The sequence below is a fragment of the Actinoplanes sp. NPDC051861 genome (assembly GCF_040681145.1).
GTDB lineage: Bacteria > Actinomycetota > Actinomycetes > Mycobacteriales > Micromonosporaceae > Actinoplanes.
Genome location: NZ_JBFAYE010000002.1, coordinates 552,892 through 578,414 on the forward strand (window position 1 = coordinate 552,892; position 25,523 = coordinate 578,414).

Consider the following 25,523-nt stretch of genomic DNA (forward strand, 5'->3'; position numbering starts at 1 on the left):
CCCGAGCCGCGCGTCAGCCCGCGTGTGCGCGCCTGCTGATCAGGGCCTGCAGCTCGGTGACCAGGTGGCGCGGGGAGAGCGGCTTGGGCAGGTACCCGTCCGCGCCCGAGCCCAGCCCGGCGTTGACGTCGTAGGCGTGGCTGTTGCCGGAGACCATCAGGATCGCCATGTCCCGGATCGACGGGTTGCTGCGGGCCAGCTGGGTGAGCTCCATGCCGTTCATCGCCGGCATCCGTACGTCGGTGATCAGGCCGATCGGCTTGGCCACCGTGAGGATGCGCGCGGCGGTGTGGCCGTCCTTGGCGCCCAGAGCGCGGTACCCGGCCGCCTCGAGGGTCACCGAGAGCATGTCGCGGACGTCGCTGTCGTCGTCGGCGATCAGGATCAGGTTCTGGTTCATGGTGCTCCTCTTCGGCCCGCTGAGGCCCTTTCGCAGGTCTTCCGAGTTGCCACTCGGGAGTGGGTCGGTTCAGCTGACCTTCTCGGTCACCGTGGAGGTGACGTACGCGTCCAGCGTCAGTGCCAGCTCGGTCTTGTCCTCACCGATGGTCAGCAGCGTGGTGTTGATCAGTACGGCGCGCGGCTGAATGGTCTGGAGCTGCTTCAGGAACGTGGTGATGTTCTCCACGTCGCCGGAGGCGTTCAGCGAGATCGGCAGGATCTTCGTGGTGGACACCTTCTCCGATGCCGACGGCGCCGAAGCGCTGTAGCCGCTGACCTCGACGTCCAGGTTGGTGCCGAGCGTCTGGAGCTGCTTGAGGAAGTCCGGGATGCCGTTCGTCTTGCTGGTCACCGGCAGGGCGGCCTGGTACTCCGCCAGCTGGTCCTGGTAGTCACCGAGCTTCTCGGTCTCCGCTTTCAGGGCCGCGAAGCTGCTCCGCGCCTTGGCGAGCTGGGCCGAGGTCTCGTCGGTGTTCGCCTTGGCCTTGGCCTCGTCCGCGTACTTCGGGCTGATCAGGAAGAACCAGCTGGCCGCGATCAGCAGGGTGACCAGGAACAGTCCACCGAAGAGCCAGAACTGGTCGATGCGGCGCGCGCTCATCATTTGCCTCCGCTGTCGCAGGTTTTGGTGAAGCGGCCGCACAGGCCCTGGTCGGTGATGTTGATCGTGACGGTGAAGGAGACCGCACCCTTCGACTCCTCCGTCACGGTGTTCACGAACGGGCTCGACAGATAGGTGAGCTGGCTGAGGCCGGTGACGTACTCGGCGACCTCCTTCTTGTTGTCCGCCGTGCCGGAGATCCGGACGGTGCCGACGTTCCCGGCGGCCGCGTCCGCCGCGGCGGCGGCGGTCTCGGCGTCGAGCGCGCCGCTCACCTCGTAGACCTCGACGCCCGTGTCCTCGGCCGTGTCGCGGATCAGGTCGAACACCTTGGCCCAGGACATGTCCCTGGCGAGCAGGCTCTCCAGTTCACCCTTGAGCAGGGTGTTGCCGTTCTTGACCTTGACCATCTTCTGGACGGCCGTGTTCTTCTGCTGGTCGTCCTGCACCTTGGCCAGCTGTGCGAGGGTCTGGTTGTACTCGTCCTCGGCGTTGCTCGCGCCGATAGTGGCCGAGGCGTACCAGCCGCCGAGGCCGGCGAGCACGAGCACCAGGGTGGTCAGCACGAAGGCGCGGGTCCGGCGGGCACGCCGGCCGTCCCGGATCTCCGGGGGCAGCAGGTCGGCGCGGATCGTGAGCACCCGGGCCGCCTGCTGCGGCGAGACCGAGGGGTCCAGGGGCATCAGGGCCGTGGTGGTCATCGGGACGCTCCCAGGGTGAGGCCGATCGATACCGCCGCCGACGGCACGAAACTGTCGAACCCGCGTTCACGCGCACGGCGGGTGTCGCGGAGCCGGGTCGTGCTGTCCGCGTACATCACCGCGACGCCGAGCTGCTGCTGGAGGTGTTCGGCCAGGCCGGGCATGAGCGCGCCGCCGCCGCAGAGCGAGATCCGGGTGACCTGCTTCTGCCGTTCACCCGAGGCCAGGTACGTGAAGGAGCTGCGCAGCTCGCTGACGAGCGGCCGGACGCCGTCGGTGAGCGCGGCGATGCTGTCCGGGGTGCCGTCGCCGTGCATGCCGCCACGGCACTTCAGCATCTCGGCCTCGGCGACGTCGATACCCAGCCGGGTGGCGATGTTCTCGGTGATCTCGGTGCCGCCGCGCGGGAGGGTACGCACGAAGATCGGCTCGCCGTCCGCGTGCACCACGACGCTGGTGATGTTGGCGCCGATGTCGACGATCGCCTCGACCTGGGCGTCCAGCCGGGAAGCGGCGCGCAGCAGGGCGAACGAGGCGAGGTCCACGTCGGCGACGTGCAGGCCGGCCTTCTCCACCGCCTGCACCAGGCCGACCACGGCCTCGCGGGGCATGGCGATCAGCAGGCCGCGCACGGTCGCGCTCTCACCGGCCGGCTCGAGCGGGTAGAAGTCCAGCAGGGACCGTTCCACCGCGAGCGGCAGCTGCTCCTTGACCTGGAACGGCAGAGCCTGGCGCATCTGGCTGGCCGGCAGGTTGGCTACCGAGGTCTCGCGGACCACCAGCTGGGTGTTGGTGACACCCAGGCTGACCCGCTTGGTGCCGAACTTGGAGGCGGCCCAGAGCTGCTTGAGCGCCGAGGTCAGCGCGACCGGGTCGTTGACGATCCCACTGGTCACGGTGCCGGGCGGAAGCGGGAACTGACCGAAGTTGACCAGTGAGTACTCGTTCTTGTTGCGGCGGACCTCCACGGCTCGGATGGAGGACGAACCGATGTCGAGCCCGATCGGCGTTGCGCCAGCCATCGGTCTTCCTTTCTCCGGATTCAGGCGGTGGGGACCAGCAGGTTCAGGTACCAGTCGGCGACCGGTGCCGCGGCGAAGACCGCGAGGAAGGCGCCGGCCAGCATGTAGGGGCCGAACGGGATCCGGCTCTTGCGCCCGGCCACCCGCAGGGCGAGCAGCAGGCCACCGGCCAGGCCGCCGAGCAGGAAGCCGGCGAAGGCGCCGATCGCGACCGCGCTCCAGCCCAGCCAGCCGAGATAGAAGCCGAGCAGCGGGGCGAGTTTCACGTCGCCGCCACCCATGCCCCAGGTGCCGAGCACCCGGTAGAGCACGTAGAGCACGGCGGCGGCGGCCAGGCCGCGCAGCGGTGCGGCCAGGTCGCCCTCGGCCAGCGAGACCGGCAGCAGCAGGGCCGCGGCGACGCCGTACGAGGGGAGGACGATCTTGTCGGGGAGCCGCATCACGTCGAGGTCGATGAGGGCCAGGGCGATCGCGACGGCCGCGAGGTAGAGGTAGGCGGGCAGTTCCCAGGACCAGCCGAAGCGGGCGGCGACCGCCACGAACAGCGCGGCGGTGCCGGCCTCGACCAGCGGGTAGCGGGCGCTGATCCGGGTGCCGCAGTCGGCGCAGCGTCCCCGCAGCAGCAGCCAGCCGAGCACCGGCACGTTGTGCCGGGCCCGGACCGCGTGCCCGCACTCGGGGCAGTGTGATCCGGGCCGGACCAGCGACTCGTCGCGGGGAACCCGGTGGATCACGACGTTCAGGAAGGAACCGATCGCGAGCCCGAGGAGGCCGATGACGCAGAGCAGTGGGTACTGCGGCACGGTCGTTCCTCCTCGGGCTCGTGACGGTTGTTCAGGGCGCTGTTACGCGCCGCAGGTGCCGAAGTTGGTGCTGGTCAGGGTGCCGTCCTCCTTGACCGAGCCACCCTTGAGGCTGTTGTAGAGGAAGTACTTGCCGTCGGTGCCGCCGGTGTTGTGCGCGCAGACCTTGTAGTAGGTCGAGACGGTGCCGGTGGCGGGCACGAGGACGTACCGCAGGACGGTCTTGTCGGAGATCGTGACCGTTCCGGCGGTGCCGCCGGCGGCCAGCACGGGCAGGTCCATGGTCGTGTGGGTGCCGTCGCCGTTGTCGACGTTGGCGTTGGCCGGGTACTGGTTGTTGTTGCTGGTGTAGAACTGCTCGATCGCGCTGATGGCGCCGCGCACGTCGGACTGCGCCGACTTGTCGGCCGCACCCTTGCGGTAGTTCAGGTACACCGGGACCGCGATCGCGACCAGGACGCCGATGATGACCACGACGACCAGGAGCTCGATCAGGGTGAAGCCTTCGTCGTCCTTCTTGTTACGGAGACGGTTGATGACGTCCTGCATGTGGGGTTGCCTCCAGGGCGATCAGGGGTGGGGAAAGGGGTGGGCTCGGGCGCCCGGGTGGTGCGGCCGGCCGTCGGGAGCGGCCGGGGTATTTCGGTACGCGCCTCGTTGCGCGTCGATCAGCTCGACTGGATGTTCTGGTAGATCGTGAACATCGGCAGGTAGAGGCAGATCACCATGCCGCCGACTACGGCGCCCATGACGAGCACCATGATCGGTTCGATCGATGCGGCCAGAGACTCAGCGGCGGAGTCGACCTCTCTGTCGTAGAAGTCGGCAACCTTGTCGAGCATCTGACTGATCTGACCGCTTTCTTCGCCGACTTCGATCATCTGGGTGACCATCTCGGGGAAGATCGGGTGATTGCGGAGAGCCGTGGACATGGGCTGGCCGTCACGGACGGTGGCCTGTACGTCCTTCATCGCGGCGTTGATGACCTCGTTGCCGGTGGTCTCGCCGACCACGGACAGCGCCTGCATGACCGGAACACCGACGTTCAGGAGCAGGCCGAGGTTACGGGCGAAGCGGCTCATCGCCAGCTTGCGGAACAGCGATCCGAAGACCGGCATGCGCAGCTTGAGCTGGTCGACCTTCAGGCGGAAGTCGGCGCTGCTGCGGTGCTTCCGTTTGTAGGCGACCGTGCTGCCGATACCTATCGACAGGACCAGTGGCCCGATCCAGCCCATGTTGTGGCTGGTCGTGACGAGGAACTGGGTGATCGCCGGCAGCTCGCCGCCGAGGCTCTTGAACATCCCTTCGAAGATCGGGACGATGAAGATCAACATGCCCGCGATCAGGACGAAGGTGAAGCCCAGCACGATGGCCGGATAGGTGAGCGCGCTCTTGATCTTGCCGCGGAGCGCGGTGTCCTTCTCCAGGCTGTCGGCGACCTGCTCGAGCGCCTTGTCGATCATACCGCCGGCCTCACCGGCCCTGATCATGGCGACCATCAGGCGCGGGAAGATCCGGTCGTGCTTGGCCATCGAGGCGGACAGCCCCGCGCCGGTGGCCACGTCGTTGCGTACCTCGCCGATCGCTTTCTTCAGCGGTGGCGACGAGGACTGCTCCTCCATGATCGAGAGGGAGCGAAGCAGCGACATGCCGGAAGCGGTCATCGTGGCGAACTGCCGGGCGAAGACGGCCAGGTCCTTGAGCTTGACCTTGCCGCCCAGCCCCGGGATCTTGATGTCTTTCTGAAGACCCTGGCCGGCCTCGGTGACGCCGAGCGGCACCTCGCCGCGCTGGCGCAGCATGTGGGTGGCCGCGGCCTCGTTGGGAGCCTCGATCGTCCCCTTGGCCTTCTTGCCGGTGGCGTCGACGCTGTTGTAGTGGAAGGTCTTTGTGGTCGCCATCGGATCACGCCCGTCCCACGAGGCGCTTGAGCTCCTCGGCCGAGTGACACATCTCCAGCGCGGTCTGCATGCTCACCAGTCCGTCCCGGATCTTCTCGGCCAGGTGCTGGTCGAAGGCGAGCATGCCCTCGCTCGCGCCGGCCTGCATGAACGACGGGATCTGGTGGGTCTTGCCCTCCCGGATCAGGCTGCGGATGGCGGGGGTGCAGCTGAGGATCTCAGCGATCACCACCCGGCCCTTGCCGTCCGCCTTCGGCGCCAGCGCCTGGGTGATCACACCCTGGAGACTGGCCGCCAGCTGGGCGCGGATCTGCAGCTGCTGGTGCGGCGGGAAGATGTCGATGACGCGGTCGATGGTCTGCGTGGCGCTCTGCGTGTGCAGGGTCGCCAGCACCAGGTGACCGGTCTCCGCGGCGGTCAGCGCCGTCGCGGTGGTCTCCAGATCACGAAGCTCGCCGACCAGGATGATGTCCGGGTCCTGCCGCAGCGCGTGCTTGAGCGCGCTGGCGAAGTCGTCGGTGTCGGTGCCGACCTCGCGCTGGTTCACCACGCAGCGTTTGTGCGGGTGGAGGAACTCGATCGGGTCCTCGATCGTGATGATGTGGTCGGCCCGGCTGCGGTTGGCCAGGTCGAGCAGCGACGCGAGCGTCGTGGTCTTGCCGGAACCGGTCGGGCCGGTCACCAGCACCAGGCCACGCGGCAGGTGGGCAAAGCGGGCCACCGACTCGGGCATGCCGAGTTCGTCCAGCGGCTTGATCTTGTGCGGGATGGCCCGGAAGACCGCGCCGCACGAGGTCCGCTGACGGTAGAGGTTGCCGCGGAACCGGGAGACACCCACGATGCTGTGCGCGAAGTCCATCTCCTGCTCGTGCAGGAAGGTCTCCCACTGGTCCCGCGAGACGGCAGCGCGAGCCAGCAGTTCGGTGTCGGCGGCGTTGAGCTTGCCGTACCCGGGGATGGGCCGGAGCGAGCCGTCCACCCGGATCATCGGCGGCGACCCGACCGTCAGGTGAAGGTCGGACCCGCGGGACTCGACCAGCGTGATGAGCATCTGGTCGAGCACGTCGAGGTCCTCGCGGGACCCGGCGGCTGTCACCTGCTCGAGCGTGTCCATCTGCTGTTCCGGCCCTCTCTCTGTTCCGACGCCAGATGAATCGGCACCGCAGGGACCGGGTTTAGTAGCGGAAAAGGTGCTGTCAGACAGCGACTCGGGACACTTCACGCAGCGACGTCAGGCCGCCCGCGGCCTTGGCCAGCCCGTCGGCGCGCAGGTCGTACATGCCCTGGGCCAGCGCCACCTCACGGATCTCACCGGCTGAGGCGCGGCGGATGGTCAGCGACTCGATCTCCGGGGAGACCGGCATGACCTCGTGGATCGCGACCCGGCCCTTGTAGCCGGTGTTCGCGCAGTTGCGGCAGCCGACCGGCCGGTACAGCACCTCGGGGACGGCGAGATCCTGCAGCGGCCAGCTGGCGGCCAGGATCTCCTCCTCGGTCGGCGTGTACGCCTCCTTGCACCAGTCGCAGATCCGCCGGGCGAGCCGCTGGGCCAGGACGCAGTCGAGCGACGACCCGACCAGGAACGGCTCGATGCCCATCTCGGTGAGACGGGTGACCGCGCCCGGCGCGTCGTTGGTGTGCAGCGTGCTGAGCAGCAGGTGGCCGGTGAGCGCGGCCTCGACCGCGATCTGCGCGGTGTTGCCGTCCCGGATCTCACCGATCAGCACCACGTCCGGGTCGGTACGCAGAATCGCCGGCAGCACCGCCGCGAACGTCAGCCCGGCTTTCGCGTTGACCTGCACCTGGTTGATGCCGCGCAGCCGGTACTCGACCGGGTCCTCGACCGTGATCACGTTGATCTCCGGCCGGCTGATCTTGCCGAGTGTGGCGTAGAGCGTCGTCGACTTGCCGGAACCGGTCGGCCCGGTGACCAGCACCATCCCGTGCGGCTTGCTGAACGAGGCGCTGAAGCGCTGCAGGTTGTGCTGGGTGAAGCCGAGCTTGGCGAGATCCAGGTCGATGCCGCCGGTGTCCAGGACTCGGAGCACGATCTTCTCGCCCCACACCGTCGGGAGCGTGGCGGTACGCAGGTCGACGGACCGATCCCGGATCATCGCCGTGATACGCCCGTTCTGCGGCACGCGCTTCTCGGTGATGTCGACACCCGACATGATCTTGATACGGGAGATCAGCGCCGCCATGACACCGCGCGGCACCACGTCCACCTCGTGCAGCACACCGTCGATCCGGTACCGGACCCGCATGTCCTCCTCGGTGGGCTCCAGGTGCAGGTCGGAGGCCCGGTTCATGACGGCCTGCTCGATCAGGCTGTTCACGTACCGCACGATCGGGGCGTCGTCGGTGCTGGTGGCGTGCGCCGCCATGCCGGCCTGGTCGTCCAGGCCCTCGTCGGCCAGGTCGCCGAGGTCGGCGCCCTCACGCTGCAGGCGCTCGATGATCCGGCGGACCTCGCTGCGCGCCACCACGACGGGCCGTACGGTCATGCCGGTCGCCGCGCGGACGTCGTCCAGCGCCACCACGTCGGCCGGGTCGGTCACGCCGACGACCAGCTCGCCGTCGTTGATGGCCAGGCCCAGCACGCGGTGCCGGAGCACGACCGGCAGCGGGATGCGCTTGAGCGCGGTCGGGTCCGGCGTGAAGCCGACGAGGTCGAGCGTGTTGATGCCGAACGCCGCGGCCGCCGCCTCGGTCAGCTGCTCCTCGGTGACGACCTGGTCGTTGATCAGGACGGCCCGGACCGGCCGGCCGCTGCGTTGCGCTTCCTCGGCTGCCGCGTCGACGGCCTTCGGGTCGACGCCGATCTGCTTCAGGGCGTCAAGCAGCGGACGGAAGGTCTGATCCATGGGGTCCTCGGTGCGGCCGGACAGGGGTATACACCCAGCCCATCGGACAATTCACCGCAATCCTGAGCGTGGCCTCCGTTACCCCGCGTGCCGGAACGTCCGCCGGTACGCCGACGGCGCCACCCCGATCGTGGCGTGCAGATGCTGGCGCAGGGCGGTGGCGCTGCCCAGCCCCGACCGCCGGGCCACCGCCTCCACGCCGAGGTCGGTCGACTCGAGGAGGATCCGGGCGTGCTCCACCCGCCGGCGCAGCAGCCACTGCCGGGGGCTGAGCCCGGTCTCGTCGCGGAACCGCCGGGTGAACGTCCGCACGCTCATCCGCGCGTGCCCGGCCATCTCCTCCAGGGTGACCGGCTCGGCCAGCCGCTCCAGGACCCAGGTCCGGGTGGCGTCGGTGCCGGTGCCGGCCGCCGCGGGCACCGGCCGCTCGATGAACTGCGCCTGCCCGCCGTCCCGCCACGGCGGCACCACGCAGCGCCGGGCCGCCCGGTTCGCCACGTCGGCGCCGTGATCGGTCCGCACGATGTGCAGGCAGAGGTCGACCCCCGCGCCCACGCCGGCCGAGGTCAGCACGTCCCCGTCGTCGACGAAGAGCACGTCGAAGTCCCACTTGACCTGCGGATACAGCCCGCCGATCCGTTTCGCCCAGGCCCAGTGCGTCGCCGCGGGCCGCCCGTCGAGCAGGCCGGCGGCGGCAAGCACCGACGCCCCGGTGCAGATAGACACAATTCGGGCGCCGCGCAAAGACGCAGCACGTAAAGCGCGCGAGACCGGCAAATCCAAAGTCCCGTCGATCACCGGCCCACCGGTGTGGATGCCTGGCACCAGCACGGTGTCGGCCACCGAGAGTGCCTCCAGGCCATGGTCCGGCACGACCGTGAACCCGACCTCGGTCCGGATCGGGCCGGCCCCGCAGACAATCAGGTCATAGAGGCGATTGCGGTCAGCGTCCCGCGCGGCGCCGAAGATCTGCGGCGGGACACCGAGGTCGAACGGGACGACGCCGTCGAGAGCCAACATGACGATCCGATGGGTCATGGCTCGATTCTTGCGCATCATGGCCTCCCGGCCACTCGTCCGGCCGGGCACCGATGACGAGAATCGGTCATGTGAAGCACCGAATCCACCCCGCCTGGCTGGTCGCCGTCGCCGCCTTCGTCGCGCTGATCGGCGCCGCCGGCTTCCGGGCCACGCCGTCCGTCCTCCTTCAGCCCCTGCACGACGAGTTCGGCTGGTCGCTGGCCACGATCTCCGGCGCCGTCTCGGTGAACCTGCTGCTCTACGGGCTGACCGCGCCGTTCGCCGCCGCGCTGATGGACAAGTTCGGCATCCGCCGCGTCGCCATGGTCGCGCTGCTGCTGGTCTCGGTCGGCTCCGGGCTGACCGTGTGGATGACCGAGAGCTGGCAGCTCATGCTCTGCTGGGGTGTGCTGGTCGGGCTCGGCACCGGCTCGCTCGCGCTCGGATTCGTCGCGACCATCACCGGCCGCTGGTTCGTCAAGCATCGCGGCCTGGTCACCGGCGTGCTCACGGCCGGGGGCGCGACCGGCAACCTGATCTTCCTGCCGGTCCTGTCCCGGATCTCCGAGTCGAGCGGGTGGCGGACGGCAGCGCTCACCGTCTCGATCGCCGCGCTTCTCGTCGTACCGTTGATTTATTGGCGCCTGCGGGACCACCCCTCGGACCTCGGCGTGACCGCTCTCGGAAGCACCGAAGAGATCCCGAAGCCGGCGAAGCCGGCCGGAGGCGCCGCCCGCAACGCCCTGCGCGCCCTGCGCGACGCCGCACGGACCCGGGCATTCTGGCTGCTGGCCGGCGGTTTCGCGATCTGCGGCGCGACCACCAACGGCCTGGTCGGCACCCACTTCATCCCGGCGGCGCACGACCACGGGATGGCGCAGACCACGGCCGCGAGCCTCCTCGCCCTGGTCGGGCTCTTCGACATCGCCGGGACCATCGCCTCCGGCTGGCTGACCGACCGGGTGGACAGCCGGATCCTGCTCGGCGCCTACTACGGCCTGCGCGGGCTTTCGCTGCTGGTGCTGCCGTCGCTGTTCGCCGCGACCGCGCACCCGAGCATGCTGATCTTCATCCTGTTCTACGGACTGGACTGGGTGGCGACCGTGCCGCCGACGGTGACGCTGTGCCGGGAGTACTTCGGTGCGGCCGGTCCGATCGTCTTCGGCTGGGTCTTCGCCTCGCACCAGTTCGGTGCCGCGGCCGCCGCCACCGCGGCGGGCCTGGTCCGCGACCAGTTCGGTGCCTACACCTGGGCCTGGTACGGCGCCGGCGGCCTCGCGATCCTCGGATCCGTGCTGAGCCTGATGCTCTTCGCCGGCAAGCGGATCAAGCCGGTCGCACCGGGCATCGGCCTGGCCGTCCCGGCGAAGGCCTAGGGCGTCAGCTCGACGACCTCAAGAAGACCGCTCAGCACCAGGATCTGCCGCACGTTGTCGCTCGGCCGCGACAGCCGGAACGAGATGCCCTGGTCACGGGCGCGCTGAAACCCGGAGATCAGCGCGCCCAGGCCGGTAGAGTCGATGAACGCCACCTCGGCCATGTCCACCACGATGAGCCGAGGGCCGGCCGTGACCGCCTCACCCAGCGCGACCCGCAGCTGCTCCACGGTCAGGATGTCGATCTCGCCGTGCAGCGACACCGTGGTGGTGTCGCCGGTGACATCCAAACTGGTCACACTCTCATCGGTCACGGGGGGACCTTCCGTCTCGGGTGCGTGCCCGCTTTGCGTTGGCGGGTGTTCCACGTACGGTAATCGGCATCACCAACACGTGAGGAGCACAGTGTGCCGATCCGTGGCGGTCTGCCGCCGCGCAACCCCCGCTTCGTGGGCCGTGAAGAGCTGCTGACCAGGGTACGCGGCATGCTCGGCAACGGACCGGTCGTGCTTCTGCCGAGCCCGGACCACCAGCTCGGCGGTACCGGTCGTACCCAGTTGGCGGTGGAATATGCCTACCGCCACGCCGAGGGGTACGAACTCGTCTGGTGGATCCCGGCCGAGCAGAACGCGGGCATGCGCGCCGCCCTGGCCGGGCTGGCCCAGGAGCTGGGAGTGCCCGAGGCGCGCGACCTGAACCGGACGCTGGGTGCCGTTCGCGACGCGCTGAGCCGCGGCGAGCCGTACCGGGACTGGCTGGTCGTCTTCGAGAACGCCAACCGGCCCGAGGACATCATGCCGTACCTTCCCTCCGGCGCCGGGCACGTGCTGGTGACCAGCCGGAACCCGCGCTGGACGGCCGAGGTGGCGCAGGCGCTGCCGGTGCCGGTCTTCGACCGCGCGGACAGCCTCGATCTGCTCTGCGGGCGTTCCCCCGACCTGTCGGTGCAGGACGCGGAGCGCCTCGCCGCCCGCCTCGACGACGTGCCGATGGCGCTCGACCTGGCCGCCCGGGTCCGCGACGCGGCCGGCTGGACAGTCGGGGAGTACCTGGAGCGGTTCGAGGAGCGCGCCACCGAGCTGGCGTTCCCCACCCCGATCCGGGTGGCCTGGGGACTGGCCGCCGAGGCGCTCGGCGCCACCGCACCGGCCGACCGGATCCTGCTCGAACTCTGCACGTTCCTGGCCAGCGCCCCGATCTCCTGGCGGCTGCTCTGGGCCGCCCGGACCCTGTCGCTGGACCCCGAGCTGTCCCGGACCGTCCGGGTGGAACGCCGGCTGCGCGCCGCGATGCGCCGGATCGGCCGGTACGGGCTGGCCGACCTGGACCCGGCCGGTGAGCAGCTCACCGTCCACCCGCTGATCCGCGGCATGTTCGGGCAGGAGCTCAGCTCGGAGCGGCACGCGTCGCTGCTGCGTACCGTGCGGGCGATGCTGGCGGCGGCCGACCCGGGCGACCCGGACAACCCCGCCGGCTGGTACCGCTATGCCGAACTCGCCCCGCACCTGATCCACTCCGACCTGCTCGGCGGCGACGCCGAGGAGGTACGCCAACTGGTCGTCAACTGCGTCCGCTACCACTTCGCCCGCGGCGACTACGACTCCAGCCGCGACCTGGCGGGCTCGGCGGTGGCCCGCTGGCGCGACGGGCTGGGCGAGTCCGCCGAGCAGACCCTGCTCGCCGCGTTCCACCTGGCCAACGCGCTGCGGGCGGTGGGCCGTACGGTCGACGCCCGCAACCTGAACCTGCAGACGCTGCGTACCCAGCGCGAGGTGTTCGGCGCCGACGACGAGGCCACGCTGGCCACCGCTAACAGCGTGGGCGGCGACCTGCGGATCCAGGGGCACTTCGGGCAGGCGCGGCAGCTCGACGCGGACAACCTGGTGCGGTACAGGCGGCTGTTCGGGGAGAGCTTCCCGACCGCGCTGCGGTGCGCCAACAACCTCGCCGCCGACCTGCGGCTGCTCGGCGACTTCCGGGGCGCGCGGGCGCTCGACGAGCAGGTCCTGCGGCACCGGCAGGCGATCTTCGTGACCGGTCATCCGGAGACGCTGTCGTCGCGGACCGGGCTGGCGTACGACCTGTTCGGGCTCGGCGACTACGGTGGCGCGTCCGCGCTGCTGGCGCCGCAGCACACCGCGAACCTGCCGGCCGACCACCCGTTCGCGCTCTGGGCCGGGCGGTTCGCCGCGATGGCCGCCCGCCGCCGCGGCGACCCGGCGGCCCGCTCGATGGCCGAGGACAACCTGTCCGCGTGCCGGCAGAAGTTCGGCGACCTCAGCGTCGACACCCTCGCCGCGGTGGTCTCGCTGGCCAACTGCGCGCGGATCGACGGCGACCTGGACGACGCTCACGAGCTGCTGGAACGAGCGGTGATCCGGTACCACGCGGTGCTCGGTGACGAGCACCCGTTCACGCTCGCGGCGTCGGCCGGTCTGGCCGCCGTGGTCCGGGCCACCGGCCGGTACGGCGACGCCCGCACCATCGACCACGAGGTGCTCAGTGGACTGCGCCGCAGCGTCGGCGCCGACCACCCGTTCGCGCTGAGCTGCGCCAACGGGCTGGCCGCCGATCTGGCCGCGGCCGGCGAGGCGCAGCAGGCCCGGGAGCTGGCCGCGGACACCCTGCGCCGGTCCAAGGGGGTGCGCGGCGCCGACCACCCGGACACCCTGGCCTGCGCGTGGAACCTCGCCCTCGCGGACAACGACGAGGCCGCGCAGCAGCAGGCGCTGACCGGGCTCGCCAAAGCGTTCGGCGACGGCCATCCGGTGTTCCGGACAACCGCCGCTGGCCTACGGCTGGAGACCGACATCGATCTCCCGCCGCTATAGGGCTCTACAGGCGAGCGATCGGCACGCCCTGCTTGTCCAGCAGTTCGGTGACGTTGCTGGCCGGCATCGGCCGGGCGAAGTGGTAACCCTGAGCCCGGCCGCAGGCCAGTTCGCGCAGGCGGGCGGCCTGATCCGCGTTCTCGATGCCCTCGGCCACCGGCGACAGGTTGAAGGTGCGCGCGATGTGCAGCACCGCCTCGGCCACCGACGCGTCCCCGGTCTCCGGCATCGCCTGCACGAACGACCGGTCGATCTTGATGACGTCCACCGGCAGCGAGCTCAGGTGGCTCAGCGAGGAGAACCCGGTACCGAAGTCGTCGAGGGCGATCCGCACGCCGAGCGACTTGAGCGCGCTCAGCACCCGGGCCGACTCGACCAGGTCGGTCAGTGCCACCGACTCGGTCAGCTCCAGCACCAGGTCCTGCGGCGGCAGGCCGGTCTGCTCCAGGATCTGCTTCACCTCGTCGATCAGCCGCGGGTTGCCGAGCTGGGACGCCGAGAGGTTCACGTTGAGCTCGAAGCCGGGGAACCGGGTCTGCCAGCCGATCGCCTGCCGGCAGGCCTCCTCGAGCACCCAGCCGCCGAGGCGGGGGAGCAGGCCGAGCGACTCGGCCAGGTCGAGGAAGACCGCGGGCGGCACCAGGCCGCGCTCCGGGTGCTGCCAGCGGACCAGCGCCTCGACGCCGACCGTGTGGCCGCCGTCCAGGTCGACGATCGGCTGGTAGTGCACCTCGAACTCGCCGGCCTCCAGACCGCGCATCAGGTCGGCCTCCGCGAGGCGGCGGCGCTCGGCGGCGGCGAACATCTCCGGGTCGAACCGGCGGGCCACGCCGCCACCCTCGACCTTCGCCCGCAGCAGCGCCTGGTCGGCGCGGCGCAGCACGGCGTCGAGGACGTCCTCGGTGTCGGCGACGGCGACACCGGCCCGAGCCCTGATGGTCACCGGGACGCCGGCTACTTCGAGGGGCCGGTGCAGCTCGGTCAGCACGCGCTCGGCGACCGCGAGGGCCGCCTGCTCGTCCTCCAGGCCGGGCAGCAGCACCGCGAACTCGTCGCTGTCGAGACGGGCCACGGTGTCGTTGGCGCGGACGTTCACCGCGAGGCGATCGGCGGCGGCGCGCAGCAGGTCGTCGCCGATGATGTGCCCGAAGTGGTCGTTCACGTGCTTGAAGCCGTCGAGGTTCACCAGGATCACCGCGGTCTTGGTGCGGGCCGGGGTGGCGAGCACCTCCTCGGCGTACTCGACGAACATCTTCCGGTTGCCGAGCCCGGTCAGCGGGTCGCGGAACGCCTGCTGGGCGAGAAGCGTCTGCTGCCGGTTCGGATCGGCTTCCGGCCGTTCACCGAGGAACTGGCGCACCACCACCGCGGCCGTCACCAGCATCACCAGCCAGGTAGCGGCGGGCGACAGATCACCGTTCAGATGCCGTGCCCCGGCCGCGATCAGCGCCGCGGCGGTCACCGCGTAGCGCAGCAGCGGCCGGCCACCGTCGAGCAGCAGCACGGCGAGCCCCAGACAGAGCGCCGCCACCAGCGGCACGATCCGGCCGGTCATCCCGAACGGATGCGCGGTGTCAGCCACCGGCCAGGCGAGCAGCACCAGCGACGCGAGCACAGCGGCGTCGTCGACACCGACCCGTACCCGGTCCAGCAGAGCATTGCGACCCACGATCCACCTCCGGCTGCACAGATCGGTCCCGGGGTGGCGCAGATGAGCTATTGGGAGAGCCAATCGGCCAGCGCGGCGACGTCCGCCTCCGGAATCGCCAGCGCGGCGGCCCTCACCAGCTCGGGGTTTCTTCGCAAAGCCTCGTGCGGGGAGACCAGGGAGAGGCCGCTCCAGGCGTCGTCGTTTCCAAAATCAAGACATTTTTGGTACGCGACTCGCGCTCTGCCGAGGTCACCCCGCAGCAGGGCGTCATCACCGGCCCTCACGCGACCGCCGGGCGGTGCTGCCGGGTCATTCGCCCCGCCGCTCTTGGCCATCTCCCGTGCCAGGCGGGCCCGCGGGCTGTTCTCCAGCTCCCGCCCCAGCGCCTTCCCCAGTATCGACCGCACCCTCGGAGCCGGTCGCCCTTCCCGCCAGGCCCGCGCCAGCTCGGCCGCGTCCGCCGGCGTCACCTCCAGGTTCCGCAGCCGCCACCGCGCGACGTGGTCCTCGCGGGCCAGCCCGGCGAGGCGCTCGACCTCCGAATCCACCGGGTCCGTCAGCCACGGCCGGACCTCCTCGTGCAGCGCGGTCACGAACCGTGTCCCCGCCGCCGTCAACGTCCCGCCCGGGAGCAGTGCCCGCGCCGATTCCGCCACCGCCGTCCGCCACCGCGCGAACTCGAACGCCCCGGCGCGGCTTCCCGCGGCGGCCTCGGTTCGCCAGAAGCGCGTAACGGATAAATACGCATAAGTTCCGTGCAGAATCCCGAACGCCGGCCGCGGATCGTCCCGCCACGGCGAATACCCGCGCTCCCCACCCGGCAGTACCAGCTCGAACAGCTGATGAACGGCATTCAGGACACTGTGCTGAACCTCGTGCAACAGCCCCACCGCGAGCGCCACCGGGTCGGCCGGTGGCGACATGGCCACCGCGCCGAACGCCTCCGCCGACGTCGAGCTGATCCCCTCCGCGGCCGGGTCCGGGTGGACCGGCACGATCACCCGCAGCACGGCGGCCATCGTCGACGCGGCCGCGCGGTGCCGGACGACCAGGACCCGCCACGCCTCGTCGAGGCAGTGCTGCCAGTGCGTCACCTCGGTGTCCGAGAGCGGGCCGGTTGGCGCCAGACCCAATCGGCTCCGGAGCGGATCGGTGTCGTCCAGCCGTACCGTCAAAGTGAGATCACCGTGAGTTGACCGCAGAGAGTGACCACCCGGCCGCGGCCCTTCCGTCCCCCCGGTGCGCAGCGTGTGCGCCGCCCAGAGCCCGGTCATCGGATCCGCGATCTGCCGCCGGGCCTCGCCCGGATCCGCCCGGGTGAGTCGCGTGTACCAGGCCGGCGACCCGCGCTGCGCGCGCCGGATCTCCCGCAGCAGCAGGAGATGGCGGCTGAGCTGTGCCCGGCGCAGCGTCGCGAGAGTGCCGGCGTCGGGCCGGCCGGCACCGAGCGCGGCGAACGCGGGATCGCTGAGCCGGAACGGAGAGAGTCGCGTGGTCACAGCGCGGAGTTGAAGCCGGCGATCGGCTCACCGGGGCGTGCCAGATCGTCGGTGACGCGGCGCAGGGCGCGGGCGAGAGCCGAGTCGTCGTCCGCGTCGAACTCATCGACGAGTTCCGCGAGGGAGGAGCCGGACAGATCGACCATGACCGATCGCCATTCCGTCGGTGCCCCCGCGCCGTCCTGGCCTGCGTCCACGGTCCCTCCCCGGTGTCTCTCTCGGTAGCGGTCGATGCGTTGCCTGAAGGTTACGGCGGTCGTCGGGTCGGGTGACCAGCGGGAGTCACTACCGTGGGTGCTCGCACAGGTTTGCGCGGACGTGATCTGATGGGACGTGACTGCGCAAGTCGGTTACGGAGGGCAAATAGTGCTGGGTGGAGAACGAAACGCTGGTGACACGGTCCGGACCGCCGAGAGGGAGTCGGCTGAGCCGGTGATGCCGTCGCCACCGTTCCCGACCTTCCAGAACACCCCCACGCTGCCGCATCAGGCTCCCGGCAACGGTTTCGAGAGCGGGCGGGACAGTCGTGCACGGTGACCCGCCCGCGCTGCCGCGTCGTGGCCCCGCGCCGCCGGTGGACCGGATGAGCAACGCGGAGCTGACCCGGATGATCGAGTCCGAGCATCCGTACCGGGGAAAGGCTCTCTTCGAGCTCTGCGACCGGGTGCCGCGGGACGACGACGCGGCGACCAAGGTGGCGATGCTGTCGCGGCTGCCGTCGCTGCGCCTGGCGCGGCTCTTCGACCGGGTCTCGCTGGCCTGGTCGGCGATCATCGCGCTGCTGGCGGCGGAGACCACGCACGCGCGTGAGGAGGCCTACGCGGCGTTCGGTGCGCTGGATCTCGCCGAGCAGCAGGACATGCTGGACTACCTGGAAGTGAAGTCGATCGAGGAGGCCCACCCGCGCATCACGTGAGCGTGAGTGGGCCTCGCTGGTGGGTCAGGCCTCTACTCGGACGTCTCTGCGGAAGGCGACCCGGTCGCGGACCGCGGAGGCGTCCGGCTTGGGGTCGGGGTAGAACCACGCGGCGTCCGGTGCCGTGTGCCCGTCGGCGCGCAGGGAGTAATAGGACGCCTTGCCCTTCCAGGGGCAGACGGTGTGCGTCTCCGACGGGACGAGCACGTCGTCGCGAACGCTGGTGCGAGGAAAGTACGTATTGCCCTCGACAACCACCGTGTCGTCGCTTTCGGCGATCACTTCGTCGTTCCAGATGGCCTTCGGCATGTCTTCGAACGTAGCGCGCGGCCGTCTTTGTGTCTGATACGTGCGCTTTATTCACCTCTGGTGGGTGAAACCCGGCGAGTCGCGCGGCCGTTCGCCACACCGCATATGAAGATCTAAAGTTATGGCCGTGCAGAAGCTTGATCAGCTCCGTGGCCCGGGGCGAGCCAAGCGGCACAACGCGCGCACGATCGCCGCGCTCACCGGCAACCCCGGCTGCTCCCGCCGCGCGGTGCTGGACGCGGCCGGCGTCGACAAGCTCAAACTGGCCGAGCGGATCGGCTTCCCCGGCAGCTTCGGGCAGTCCCGCTTCGCGCTGTCCCGGGGCAACGCCTTCGAGGCGATGCTCAAGGCCGATGATTGCGCCCTGTTGCGGTCGGTGCTCGGAGCGCCTCCGGTCACCTGTCACGATCTCGGCAGCGACGATCTCGGCGGCGACGACCTTGGCGGCGACGGCCTTCTCGGTGATCGGCACGCGCGGACCGCTGCGCTGCTGGCCTCCGCCCGCGCCGCGCTGATCGACCATCCGCTGCTCACGCTCGACGTGGCCGGGCAGACCGTCTACCTGGAACCGGATCTGATCGCGTACGCCCACGCGGGCACTGCGGGCCCCGCGGGCTCCGCAGGCGCCTCGGGCGCCTCGGGTCGCCTCCAGGTCGTCGAGATCAAGTCTTTCGCGATCATCGACGGCCAGGCCGACAGTGCCAAGGTGTCCGCCGCCGCCGTGCAGGCCGCCGTCTACGTGCTCGCCCTGCGCGCCCTGCTGGAGCGCCAGGGTCAGGACCCGTCGCTCGTCGACCACGAGGTCGTGCTGGTCTGCCCGGAGAACTTCTCGCTCAACCCGGTCGCGGTCCGCCTGGACGTCCGCAAGCAACTCGCCACCCTCCGCCGCCAGCTCTCCCGGCTCGCCTCGATCGACGCGCTGATCGACAGCCTGCCCGACGACATGACGTTCGACCTGGCGCTCACCGCCGAGGAACTCACCGAAGCACTCGGCCACGTCGAGCCCCACTACGCGCCCGAGTGCCTCTCCACGTGCGAACTCTCCGTCTTCTGCCGGCACGAGGCGTCCGGCAGCACGGCCGCGCTGGGCCGGACCGTCCGGGAGTCGCTCGGCGGCATCGAGTCGATCGACGAGGTGCTCGCGCTGGCCGAGGGGCGCCGCGAGCCCACCGAGGAGCAGGCCGAGGCCGCGGCGGTGCTGCGGGCAGCGTCGCGGTTGCGGTCCGAAGTTCTTTCATGAGTACGCTGACCGCGCTCGCGAGAGCACAGGCGGTCGCGTCGGGTCGCGCTCAGCCCATCGCCACCGTTCGCCACCTGCACGTCCATGACCATCCCTTGGTGCTGATCCCGCTCGCCATGGCCGGCGAGGCGAACGCGCCGCTGGCCGCCATGGTCGGTTTTGCGGCTTCTGACCCGCAGCTGCTGGTCGTCACGCAACCTCGCAACCGCGACGACCGTTTCGCCTTTTTCGCCGATCTCTCTTCGCGTGTTCTGCCCTATTTCGAGTCTTTCGCGACCGACGCTGAGGACGTCCCCGTCGACCGGGGTAGGGACGTGCGGCAGCGCTACCTCGACGCACCGCAGGTCTGGGTGCCGAACCCGGCCGGCGTCGACTTCCTCCGCCTGCTCGGCCGCTCCACCCGATTCCGCACCACCGACGGCGAGTACCCCGTCCCGGCCGGCGTGCCGCTGCTCGGCCGCTGGCTGACGTTCTTCGCCAACAGCGCCGAGGTGCCCGGGTCGTCGCTGCTGCTCAACGCGGTGCAGGCGCTCGGTCTGCACTGGGCCACCGGACAGAGCGGTGCGGAGGACGCACAACTCGGTGCGCTGCTGGCCTGGATCGAGTCCGGCGCGGACGCGGCCCGGGAGGCGGAGAACGGCCCGGTCGCCGGTCCCGCCACCGACCCGGACTTCGACAACCGGGTCCTGGCGCCACTCATCGAACAGGCCTCACCGGAGCTCCCGGCGGTCCTGCGCGAACTGCTGCTGCCGACCTGGGAGCGGATGTGGCGGACACTCGGCCTCCTGCGAACCCTGCCGATCGGCGAGCGGGTGCGCTCCCGCTGGGACGCGGACCGGGACGCCTTCACGGCGTTCGCCCAGTACGTCGCCGAGGGCGGCGCACCACAGCCCCGCCGCGACGGCGCGGTCGCCGCCGCGGCCCGGCTCCAGCGCCTGGAGAACGCGGCCGCCCGGTACGCGGTCCAGCGCGCCTTCGACGACCCCCTCGTACTGGCCGAGTACCGCCTCGCCGGCGCGGCCTTCGCCGGTGAGGTCACGCTCGCCAACCCCGACCGCGTCGACGACAGCGGGAAGCGGCCGGTCCTGCGCCCGCGCATCATGGTGCACACCACCGAGGAGGTACGCGTGGAACCGGGCACGTCGCTGACGTCCCCGTCCCGTCCCGCGCAGAAGGCCAAAGTGGTCTCGATCTCCCCGGCGGGCGCGGGCCGTGACGTACTCCTGGAACTGTCGGGCGGGATGGGCCGGAAGTTGGTGGCCGAGCCCGGCAGCGTTCCGGCGGTGGGGGAGCGGCTGATCGTGACGACACTGAGCGAGGCGTACCGGCCGGGCGGCGCCTTCCCCGATCCCACCGAGACACCGTGGACTCACGGCGGCCCACCGGCTGGTCCTGAGCAGGAGTGACGCCGCCCTCCATCGTCAGTTCGTCCCGTCTCCCGGCGCCAGCCGTCGCGTCTCGCCGCGTCAGCCCGTTGCGTCTTCCCGCGTCAGCTCGTTGCGTCTTCCCGCGTCAGCTCGTTGCGTCTTCCCGCGTCAGCTCGTTGCGTCTTCCCGCGTCAGCTCGTTGCGTCTCGCCGCGTCAGCTCGTTGCGTCTTCCCGCGTCAGCCTGTTGCGTCTCGCCGCGTTAGCTCGTTGCGTCTCCCGGCGGCAGGTCACCCGGCTCCTAGGCCAGCTTCACCAGCAGCAGGGCGATGTCGTCGCTGCGGCCCCGCGCCACCTCCAGCAGTCGCTCACAGAGTTCGTCACCTGGCCGGTCCGCAAACTCCCGCAGCACCTCGGAGACCCGCGCCACCCCGTCGTCGAGCAGCTGCTCCCGGTCCTCCACCAGCCCGTCGGTGTAGAGGACCAGCGTCGACCCGGCCGGCACGAACCGTTTCGCGGTCGTCCGGGGCTCGCGCGGTGGCAGCCCGAGGAGCGGCTCCGGCGGTACCCACCAAACCTGCACCTCACCGTTCGGCAGGAGCAGCAGCGGCGGCGGATGCCCGGCGTTGGCGAAACTTACCGCGTACCCCGACCACGACGCCCGGATCCGAGCCAGCACCGCGGTCGCCGACGCCGGCACCGCCAGCCCGTGCAGTGCCTGGTCCAGGGCGCTGAGCAGGGCACCCGGTTCCTCGTCCCGCCCATAGGCGTCCCCGCGCACCAGATTCCGCAGCTGCCCCATGGTCGCCGCCGCCTCGATGTCGTGCCCCGACACGTCCCCGACCGCCACCACGACACTGCCGTCGGGCTGGGCAAACGCGTCGTACCAGTCCCCGCCGACCGCCGCACCGTCCTGCGCGGGCAGATAACGGGCGTGCAGCTCGACGCCCGGAATGTCCGGCAGCTCGGTGAGCAGGCTCCGCTGCAGGACCTCCGCCATGTGCCGCTGCTCCCGGTACAGCCGGCTGTTCTCCACCGCGAGCCCGGCCCGCCGCCCGATCTCCAGCGCCGTCCGCTCCTCGACCGCCGTGAACGGTCCCCGCTCCGGCCCGTTCACCAGCAGCACCGCGCCCAACGTGGTGAGCCGCACCGGCGACGTGATCGGCACCACCAGCGTCGACCCGAGTCCCGCACGCGCCGTGATCGCACCCAGCTCGGCGTCGGTGATCTGGCTGCGCAGATCCGACGTACGCACCACCCGCCCGTCCCGCCGCACCGCCGACAGCATGGTCCGCAGGTCCGCCCGCGACCCGGCCATCAACTCGGACAGCCGCACCATGTCCGTGTCCCGCTCCGCCTCCCGATGCGTAGCCGACACCAGCGCCCCATGCCCCGGATCCTCGGCCACAGTGACCACACACCAGTCCGCAATCCGCGCCGTCACGATCCCCCCGAGCCGCCGCATGGCCTCGTCAACGTCCATCGTGGCCGCCAACGCCTCGGTCAACTCCGCCAGCAACTCCAACTGATGATGAGCCGACTCAGACTCCCGCCGCGCCCACTCAGCCGCCGCCCGAGCCTCCTCCGCCTCATTCCGAGCCCTCTCCGCCGCGGCCCGCTCCTCCTCAGCTGTCGCCCGCGCAGCCTCCGCCGCCAGCCGGCTCTCCTCAGCACTGGTCCGCGCCTCTTCCGCCGCGGCCCGCTCTTCCTCGGCTGTCGCGCGCGCGGCCTCCGCGGCCAGTCGGCTCTCCTCAGCACTGGTTCGAGCCGATTCCGCCGCGGCCCGCTCCTCCTCGGCTGTCGCGCGCGCGGCCTCCGCCGCCAGCCGGCTCTCCTCGGCAGCCGTCCGGGCGATCCGCAGGCACACCTCCGACGAGCAGACCGCCGCCAGCTCGCTCAGCAGCGCGACCTCACTCGCCGTCCAGATCCGAGGCTCCTGGTCCACCGCACACAGCGCGCCCACGACCAGCCCGTCCGCGTCCCTGATCGGCGCACCCACGTAGGCGATCGCCCCGACCTCCTCGATCGCCGGGTTGTCCCGCATCCGCGGATCCGTGCGTACGTCAGCGATCGCCAGCAGCTCCCCGGACACCACCACATGCCGGCTGAACGACCGGGTCAGCGGCATCTCCCGAACCGCCGCAAGCTGATCGGGCAGACCCACCTGCCCCGCGAAGTGCTGCTTCTCCTCATCGACGAGGCACACCACACCCATCGGCGCGTCCACAAGCATCCGCACCAGCATGGCAAGCCGATCGAACGCCTCATCCGGAACCGGCCCACCCACAATCCGCCGAACCGAACGCAGGCGCGGCGGATCAGCGAGCACATCCCGCTCGGCGTCGCCGATCACGTCCCATCGCAGCACGTCGCCCCCCGGCCGATCTGCTCGCCAGGCTACCGGCGGTATTCAGCCCCCACCCCCTCCAGCCCCGACCCGATCATCCGTTTCCCACCGCCCGAACGGCCCACCCAACCCCCAACCACCCCACCCGCTCGCCGACCTCGCGGCGCCGCCCACTCATCGCCACCTCCAACAGCCGTCCCGCTCAGCCGTCCCGCTCAGCCGTCCCGCTCAGCCGCTCTGCGCGGTCGCTCTGCGCGGTCGCCCCGCTCAGCCGCTCTGCGCGGTCGCTCTGCGCGGTCGCTCTGCGCGGTCGCTCTGCGCGGTCGCTCTGCGCGGTCGCTCTGCGCGGTCGCCCTTCACCCGCCGTCCCACTCAGCCGGCCGGCGTTGAGCCACGACGTGCCAGCGCGCTCCCGCTCAACCCGGCACTGCCGCGCGGCCGGATTGGGCCGGCGTGGCAGGTGGGGCCGGCGGGGTCGGGTAGGACGGCAGGGTCGCGTGTTGGGGACGGCGTGGCCGGGTGCGTCCCGCTCAGCCGACCGCTCGCGACGACCCGTTGCGACCGCGCGCCGCCTCGCTCAGCCGGTCGTCGCCGCCCGCCCAAGCGCCGCGTCGTGCCGCCCAGGCGCCGCGTCGTGCCGCCCAGGCGCCGCGTCGTGCCGCCCAGGCGCCGCGCTGCCCGCCCAGGCGCCGCGTCGTGCCGCCCGCGCAGGCGCCCGACCGCCCGGCTGTCCCGCCGCAACTGGCCGCCGCCGCGTTGTCCCCGCCGCGCCCGACTCAAGCCGCATCCCGCACCCGCCCGCTGAACGGCTGCCGCCGCCCAGCCGTCAACCCCGACCGCAAAGTCCCCCGGATCTCCGCCGCGCCAAGCCCCGCCCACCGAGCCGCCGCCCCCAACTCCCGCCGCACATCCGCCGCGTCCAGCAGCCCGGCGCCGACAAACCGCCCCAGCGCGAACGCCGCCCGGTTCAACGTGTCGTTCCGGGAGCCCACCGGCGCACGGGACACCCGGTCCGCCTCGGCTTCGAGGGCGGCTTCCGCGTACCGATGGGGGTGTGTGACCTGATGGTCCCGGAAAGCCGGCGGCGGCCCCTCGATGAGTGACCGCAACGTGGCCGGGCTGATCGGCATGTCGCCCGCGGGGCGCCGCAGCCAGACGTAGTCCGCCCCGCTCGCGTGACGAGACGGCGGCGCCAGCACATAACCACCCGCGCCTCGCCAGTCGAGGCCGGGCAGCAGCCGCACGCGATTACCGAATCCGGTCGGGTGGAACCAGAGGTGGCGGCCGCCCCCGCCGGTCCGCACCTGTGGGCCGCGGGGGAGCTCGCCGCCGAGCAGATGCAGCAGGCCGTGCCAGCCCTCCGCCGAGTCGATGTCGGCGACGTCCATCATCACGCCGGTGCGCAGGCCGACGTTGGCGCGCGGCCAGCGCAGCCACCAGTGGGTGATCTGCCGCGGATCGGTCGACGCCTCGGTGAGGCCGTGCCGGAGGCGGGGGTGTTTGCCGGGTCGCTCGCATCGCGCTCCTCGCTCGCAGGAACAGACGCCACCCTGGTCAGGCGTGTGCACCGGCAGGACCGGGATGCCGTGCCGGGCAAACGCGAGGGCAGCCGTGAGCGACATTAGAACAAGCGTACGACACTTTCGGTCAACACATGAGAGATGTGGTGCGAGGTGCCCCAGGCGATCCAGCTGGCCGAGCTGCCCGCGCCGCGTGCGGTTCGGGCGCGCCGGGCGATCTCCGCGTCGCCCCACGAGAAGCGGGCGCCCGTGGACGGCCACTGTGGTGACGTCACCAGCGTCCGGCAGAGGTCGTGGCAGCGGTCGTCGCTTCGCCCGCCCCGGCGTGCCCATCGATAGATCCACCAGTCCAGCGAGGACGTGTAGCGCAGGGTCGGCAGCTGCCGGTGGTGCTGCACGCCGAGCCGCCGCACCGGTGACGTCACGCCGTAGTCCGCGTAGCCGACGCCGGGTTCGCCCAGGTGGGCCCAGACGCGGGCGTCGAGCCTGCCGACCCGGACCGGCCGGTCGGTGGGTAGGTCGTCGAGGTTGGGCGGCATCGCGCCGGAGGCCACGCTCACCGATCGCCACGACGCGGTGCGTGCCCAGCGCAGCACCCGGCGGGCCCGCTCCACCACCTCGTCCGCGTGCGCCGCGCAGGCCGTCTCGGCCAGGTCGATGAGCAGGTCCACGTTCTCCGGGCCGAGTTCCGAGGCGCGCAGGACCCGCTCGGTGGCGGAGTCGGCCTCCGCCGGATTCCCGGCGTCGGCATGCGGCCTCAGCCGCAGAATTGCCCGGTCCAGGTGCATGCGTGCGGCCAGGCCGTGGGCTTTCAGGCGAAAACCGCTTTCGTACGGCCGGAGCACCGGAACCATCCCGATTCCCATCCGCCGCAGCTTCTCCGCCACGAGCACCGAGGGTTCGCCGGGTGAGTCCGGCAGGTTGCCGAAGTCGAGCGCCACCGCCCCGGTCCGCGGCCGCAGCTCACGGAGCAGGGGCAGGATGCTCTCGCTCGGGTCCAGCTCCACGATCGGCTCGACGCGGGCGGCCTCCTCCTCGGACAGGTGGGCCAGTGCCGTCAATTCGCCTCGGCGGGGCCGCAGAATCGGGCGATACACCCCGTCGCGCTCCATATGC

General features: G+C 71.0%; 23 protein-coding genes. 5 read left to right on the forward strand and 18 right to left on the reverse strand.

What is annotated here, in order from left to right; all coding sequences use genetic code 11:
* Positions 1-13: 13 nt before the first annotated feature.
* From AB0M02_RS09255 to AB0M02_RS09300, 10 genes are all read right to left on the reverse strand, one after another.
* On the reverse strand, positions 14-400 hold the full coding sequence (locus tag AB0M02_RS09255) for a response regulator (RefSeq protein WP_364223859.1): 387 nt from the start codon (positions 398-400) through the stop codon (positions 14-16).
* Positions 401-469: 69 nt separating this feature from the next.
* A complete protein-coding gene (pilO, locus tag AB0M02_RS09260) occupies positions 470-1,042 on the reverse strand; it encodes a type 4a pilus biogenesis protein PilO (RefSeq protein ID WP_364223861.1) in 573 nt (190 codons plus the stop codon).
* Positions 1,042-1,743, reverse strand: a complete 702-nt coding sequence (locus tag AB0M02_RS09265; RefSeq protein WP_364223863.1) for a PilN domain-containing protein — start codon at positions 1,741-1,743, stop codon at positions 1,042-1,044. The genes pilO and AB0M02_RS09265 overlap by 1 nt, the downstream gene beginning before the upstream one ends.
* Positions 1,740-2,765: a type IV pilus assembly protein PilM gene (pilM, locus tag AB0M02_RS09270; RefSeq protein WP_364223865.1), complete on the reverse strand. Its 1,026-nt coding sequence runs from the start codon at positions 2,763-2,765 to the stop codon at positions 1,740-1,742. The genes AB0M02_RS09265 and pilM overlap by 4 nt, the downstream gene beginning before the upstream one ends.
* A gap of 20 nt (positions 2,766-2,785) precedes the next feature.
* Entirely contained in the window at positions 2,786-3,568 is a 783-nt protein-coding gene (locus AB0M02_RS09275) for a prepilin peptidase (RefSeq protein WP_364223867.1), read from the reverse strand.
* A gap of 42 nt (positions 3,569-3,610) precedes the next feature.
* Positions 3,611-4,117 carry a prepilin-type N-terminal cleavage/methylation domain-containing protein gene (locus AB0M02_RS09280; RefSeq protein WP_364223869.1) on the reverse strand — a complete coding sequence of 169 codons (507 nt, stop codon included), beginning with the start codon at positions 4,115-4,117 and terminating at the stop codon, positions 3,611-3,613.
* A gap of 119 nt (positions 4,118-4,236) precedes the next feature.
* Positions 4,237-5,469, reverse strand: coding sequence for a type II secretion system F family protein (locus tag AB0M02_RS09285; protein ID WP_364223871.1), 1,233 nt, complete (start codon positions 5,467-5,469; stop codon positions 4,237-4,239).
* Positions 5,470-5,473: 4 nt separating this feature from the next.
* On the reverse strand, positions 5,474-6,583 hold the full coding sequence (locus tag AB0M02_RS09290; RefSeq protein WP_364223873.1) for a type IV pilus twitching motility protein PilT: 1,110 nt from the start codon (positions 6,581-6,583) through the stop codon (positions 5,474-5,476).
* 82 nt (positions 6,584-6,665) lie between these two features.
* Complete coding sequence (locus AB0M02_RS09295; RefSeq protein ID WP_364223875.1) at positions 6,666-8,333, reverse strand: ATPase, T2SS/T4P/T4SS family; 1,668 nt, start codon at positions 8,331-8,333, stop codon at positions 6,666-6,668.
* A 78-nt stretch (positions 8,334-8,411) separates the two neighbouring features.
* A complete protein-coding gene (locus AB0M02_RS09300; RefSeq protein ID WP_364223877.1) occupies positions 8,412-9,371 on the reverse strand; it encodes a helix-turn-helix domain-containing protein in 960 nt (319 codons plus the stop codon).
* A gap of 53 nt (positions 9,372-9,424) precedes the next feature.
* On the opposite strand from AB0M02_RS09300, the gene AB0M02_RS09305 reads away from it, so the two are divergent.
* Positions 9,425-10,729, forward strand: a complete 1,305-nt coding sequence (locus AB0M02_RS09305; RefSeq protein ID WP_364223879.1) for an MFS transporter — start codon at positions 9,425-9,427, stop codon at positions 10,727-10,729.
* Here AB0M02_RS09305 and AB0M02_RS09310 read toward each other — a convergent pair.
* Entirely contained in the window at positions 10,726-11,043 is a 318-nt protein-coding gene (locus tag AB0M02_RS09310) for an STAS domain-containing protein (protein WP_364223881.1), read from the reverse strand. The two genes, AB0M02_RS09305 and AB0M02_RS09310, sit on opposite strands and share 4 nt — an antisense overlap.
* 93 nt (positions 11,044-11,136) lie before the next feature.
* Between AB0M02_RS09310 and fxsT the strand changes: the two genes are divergently transcribed.
* A complete protein-coding gene (gene fxsT, locus AB0M02_RS09315; protein ID WP_364223883.1) occupies positions 11,137-13,560 on the forward strand; it encodes an FxSxx-COOH system tetratricopeptide repeat protein in 2,424 nt (807 codons plus the stop codon).
* Between the two features lie 4 nt (positions 13,561-13,564).
* On the opposite strand, the gene AB0M02_RS09320 is transcribed toward fxsT, so the two are convergent.
* Genes AB0M02_RS09320 through fxsA form a run of 3 tightly spaced genes read right to left on the reverse strand, consistent with a single transcriptional unit; the run spans position 13,565 to position 16,907 of the window.
* Positions 13,565-15,229, reverse strand: coding sequence for a bifunctional diguanylate cyclase/phosphodiesterase (locus AB0M02_RS09320; RefSeq protein ID WP_364223885.1), 1,665 nt, complete (start codon positions 15,227-15,229; stop codon positions 13,565-13,567).
* Positions 15,230-15,276: 47 nt separating this feature from the next.
* A complete protein-coding gene (locus tag AB0M02_RS09325) occupies positions 15,277-16,710 on the reverse strand; it encodes an HEXXH motif-containing putative peptide modification protein (RefSeq protein ID WP_364223887.1) in 1,434 nt (477 codons plus the stop codon).
* Complete coding sequence (gene fxsA, locus AB0M02_RS09330) at positions 16,707-16,907, reverse strand: FxSxx-COOH cyclophane-containing RiPP peptide (RefSeq protein WP_364223889.1); 201 nt, start codon at positions 16,905-16,907, stop codon at positions 16,707-16,709. The genes AB0M02_RS09325 and fxsA overlap by 4 nt, the downstream gene beginning before the upstream one ends.
* A 386-nt stretch (positions 16,908-17,293) precedes the next feature.
* Here fxsA and AB0M02_RS09335 point away from each other — a divergent pair, with 386 nt between their 5' ends.
* Entirely contained in the window at positions 17,294-17,626 is a 333-nt protein-coding gene (locus tag AB0M02_RS09335) for a hypothetical protein (protein WP_364223891.1), read from the forward strand.
* Positions 17,627-17,650: 24 nt separating this feature from the next.
* On the opposite strand, the gene AB0M02_RS09340 is transcribed toward AB0M02_RS09335, so the two are convergent.
* Positions 17,651-17,935, reverse strand: a complete 285-nt coding sequence (locus AB0M02_RS09340; protein WP_364223893.1) for a DUF427 domain-containing protein — start codon at positions 17,933-17,935, stop codon at positions 17,651-17,653.
* 121 nt (positions 17,936-18,056) lie between these two features.
* On the opposite strand from AB0M02_RS09340, the gene AB0M02_RS09345 reads away from it, so the two are divergent.
* Together AB0M02_RS09345 and AB0M02_RS09350 are read left to right on the forward strand one after the other, a co-directional pair.
* Positions 18,057-19,175, forward strand: coding sequence for a hypothetical protein (locus AB0M02_RS09345; RefSeq protein ID WP_364223895.1), 1,119 nt, complete (start codon positions 18,057-18,059; stop codon positions 19,173-19,175).
* A complete protein-coding gene (locus AB0M02_RS09350) occupies positions 19,172-20,581 on the forward strand; it encodes a hypothetical protein (protein WP_364223897.1) in 1,410 nt (469 codons plus the stop codon). The genes AB0M02_RS09345 and AB0M02_RS09350 overlap by 4 nt, the downstream gene beginning before the upstream one ends.
* Before the next feature lie 260 nt (positions 20,582-20,841).
* Here the strand turns inward: AB0M02_RS09350 and AB0M02_RS09355 are convergent, their stop codons facing one another.
* From AB0M02_RS09355 to AB0M02_RS09365, 3 genes are all read right to left on the reverse strand, one after another.
* Entirely contained in the window at positions 20,842-22,908 is a 2,067-nt protein-coding gene (locus AB0M02_RS09355; RefSeq protein ID WP_364223899.1) for a SpoIIE family protein phosphatase, read from the reverse strand.
* A 755-nt stretch (positions 22,909-23,663) separates the two neighbouring features.
* Positions 23,664-24,509, reverse strand: coding sequence for a bifunctional DNA primase/polymerase (locus AB0M02_RS09360; protein WP_364223901.1), 846 nt, complete (start codon positions 24,507-24,509; stop codon positions 23,664-23,666).
* Positions 24,509-25,519: a beta family protein gene (locus AB0M02_RS09365; RefSeq protein WP_364223903.1), complete on the reverse strand. Its 1,011-nt coding sequence runs from the start codon at positions 25,517-25,519 to the stop codon at positions 24,509-24,511. The genes AB0M02_RS09360 and AB0M02_RS09365 overlap by 1 nt, the downstream gene beginning before the upstream one ends.
* Between the last annotated feature and the right edge of the window lie 4 nt (positions 25,520-25,523).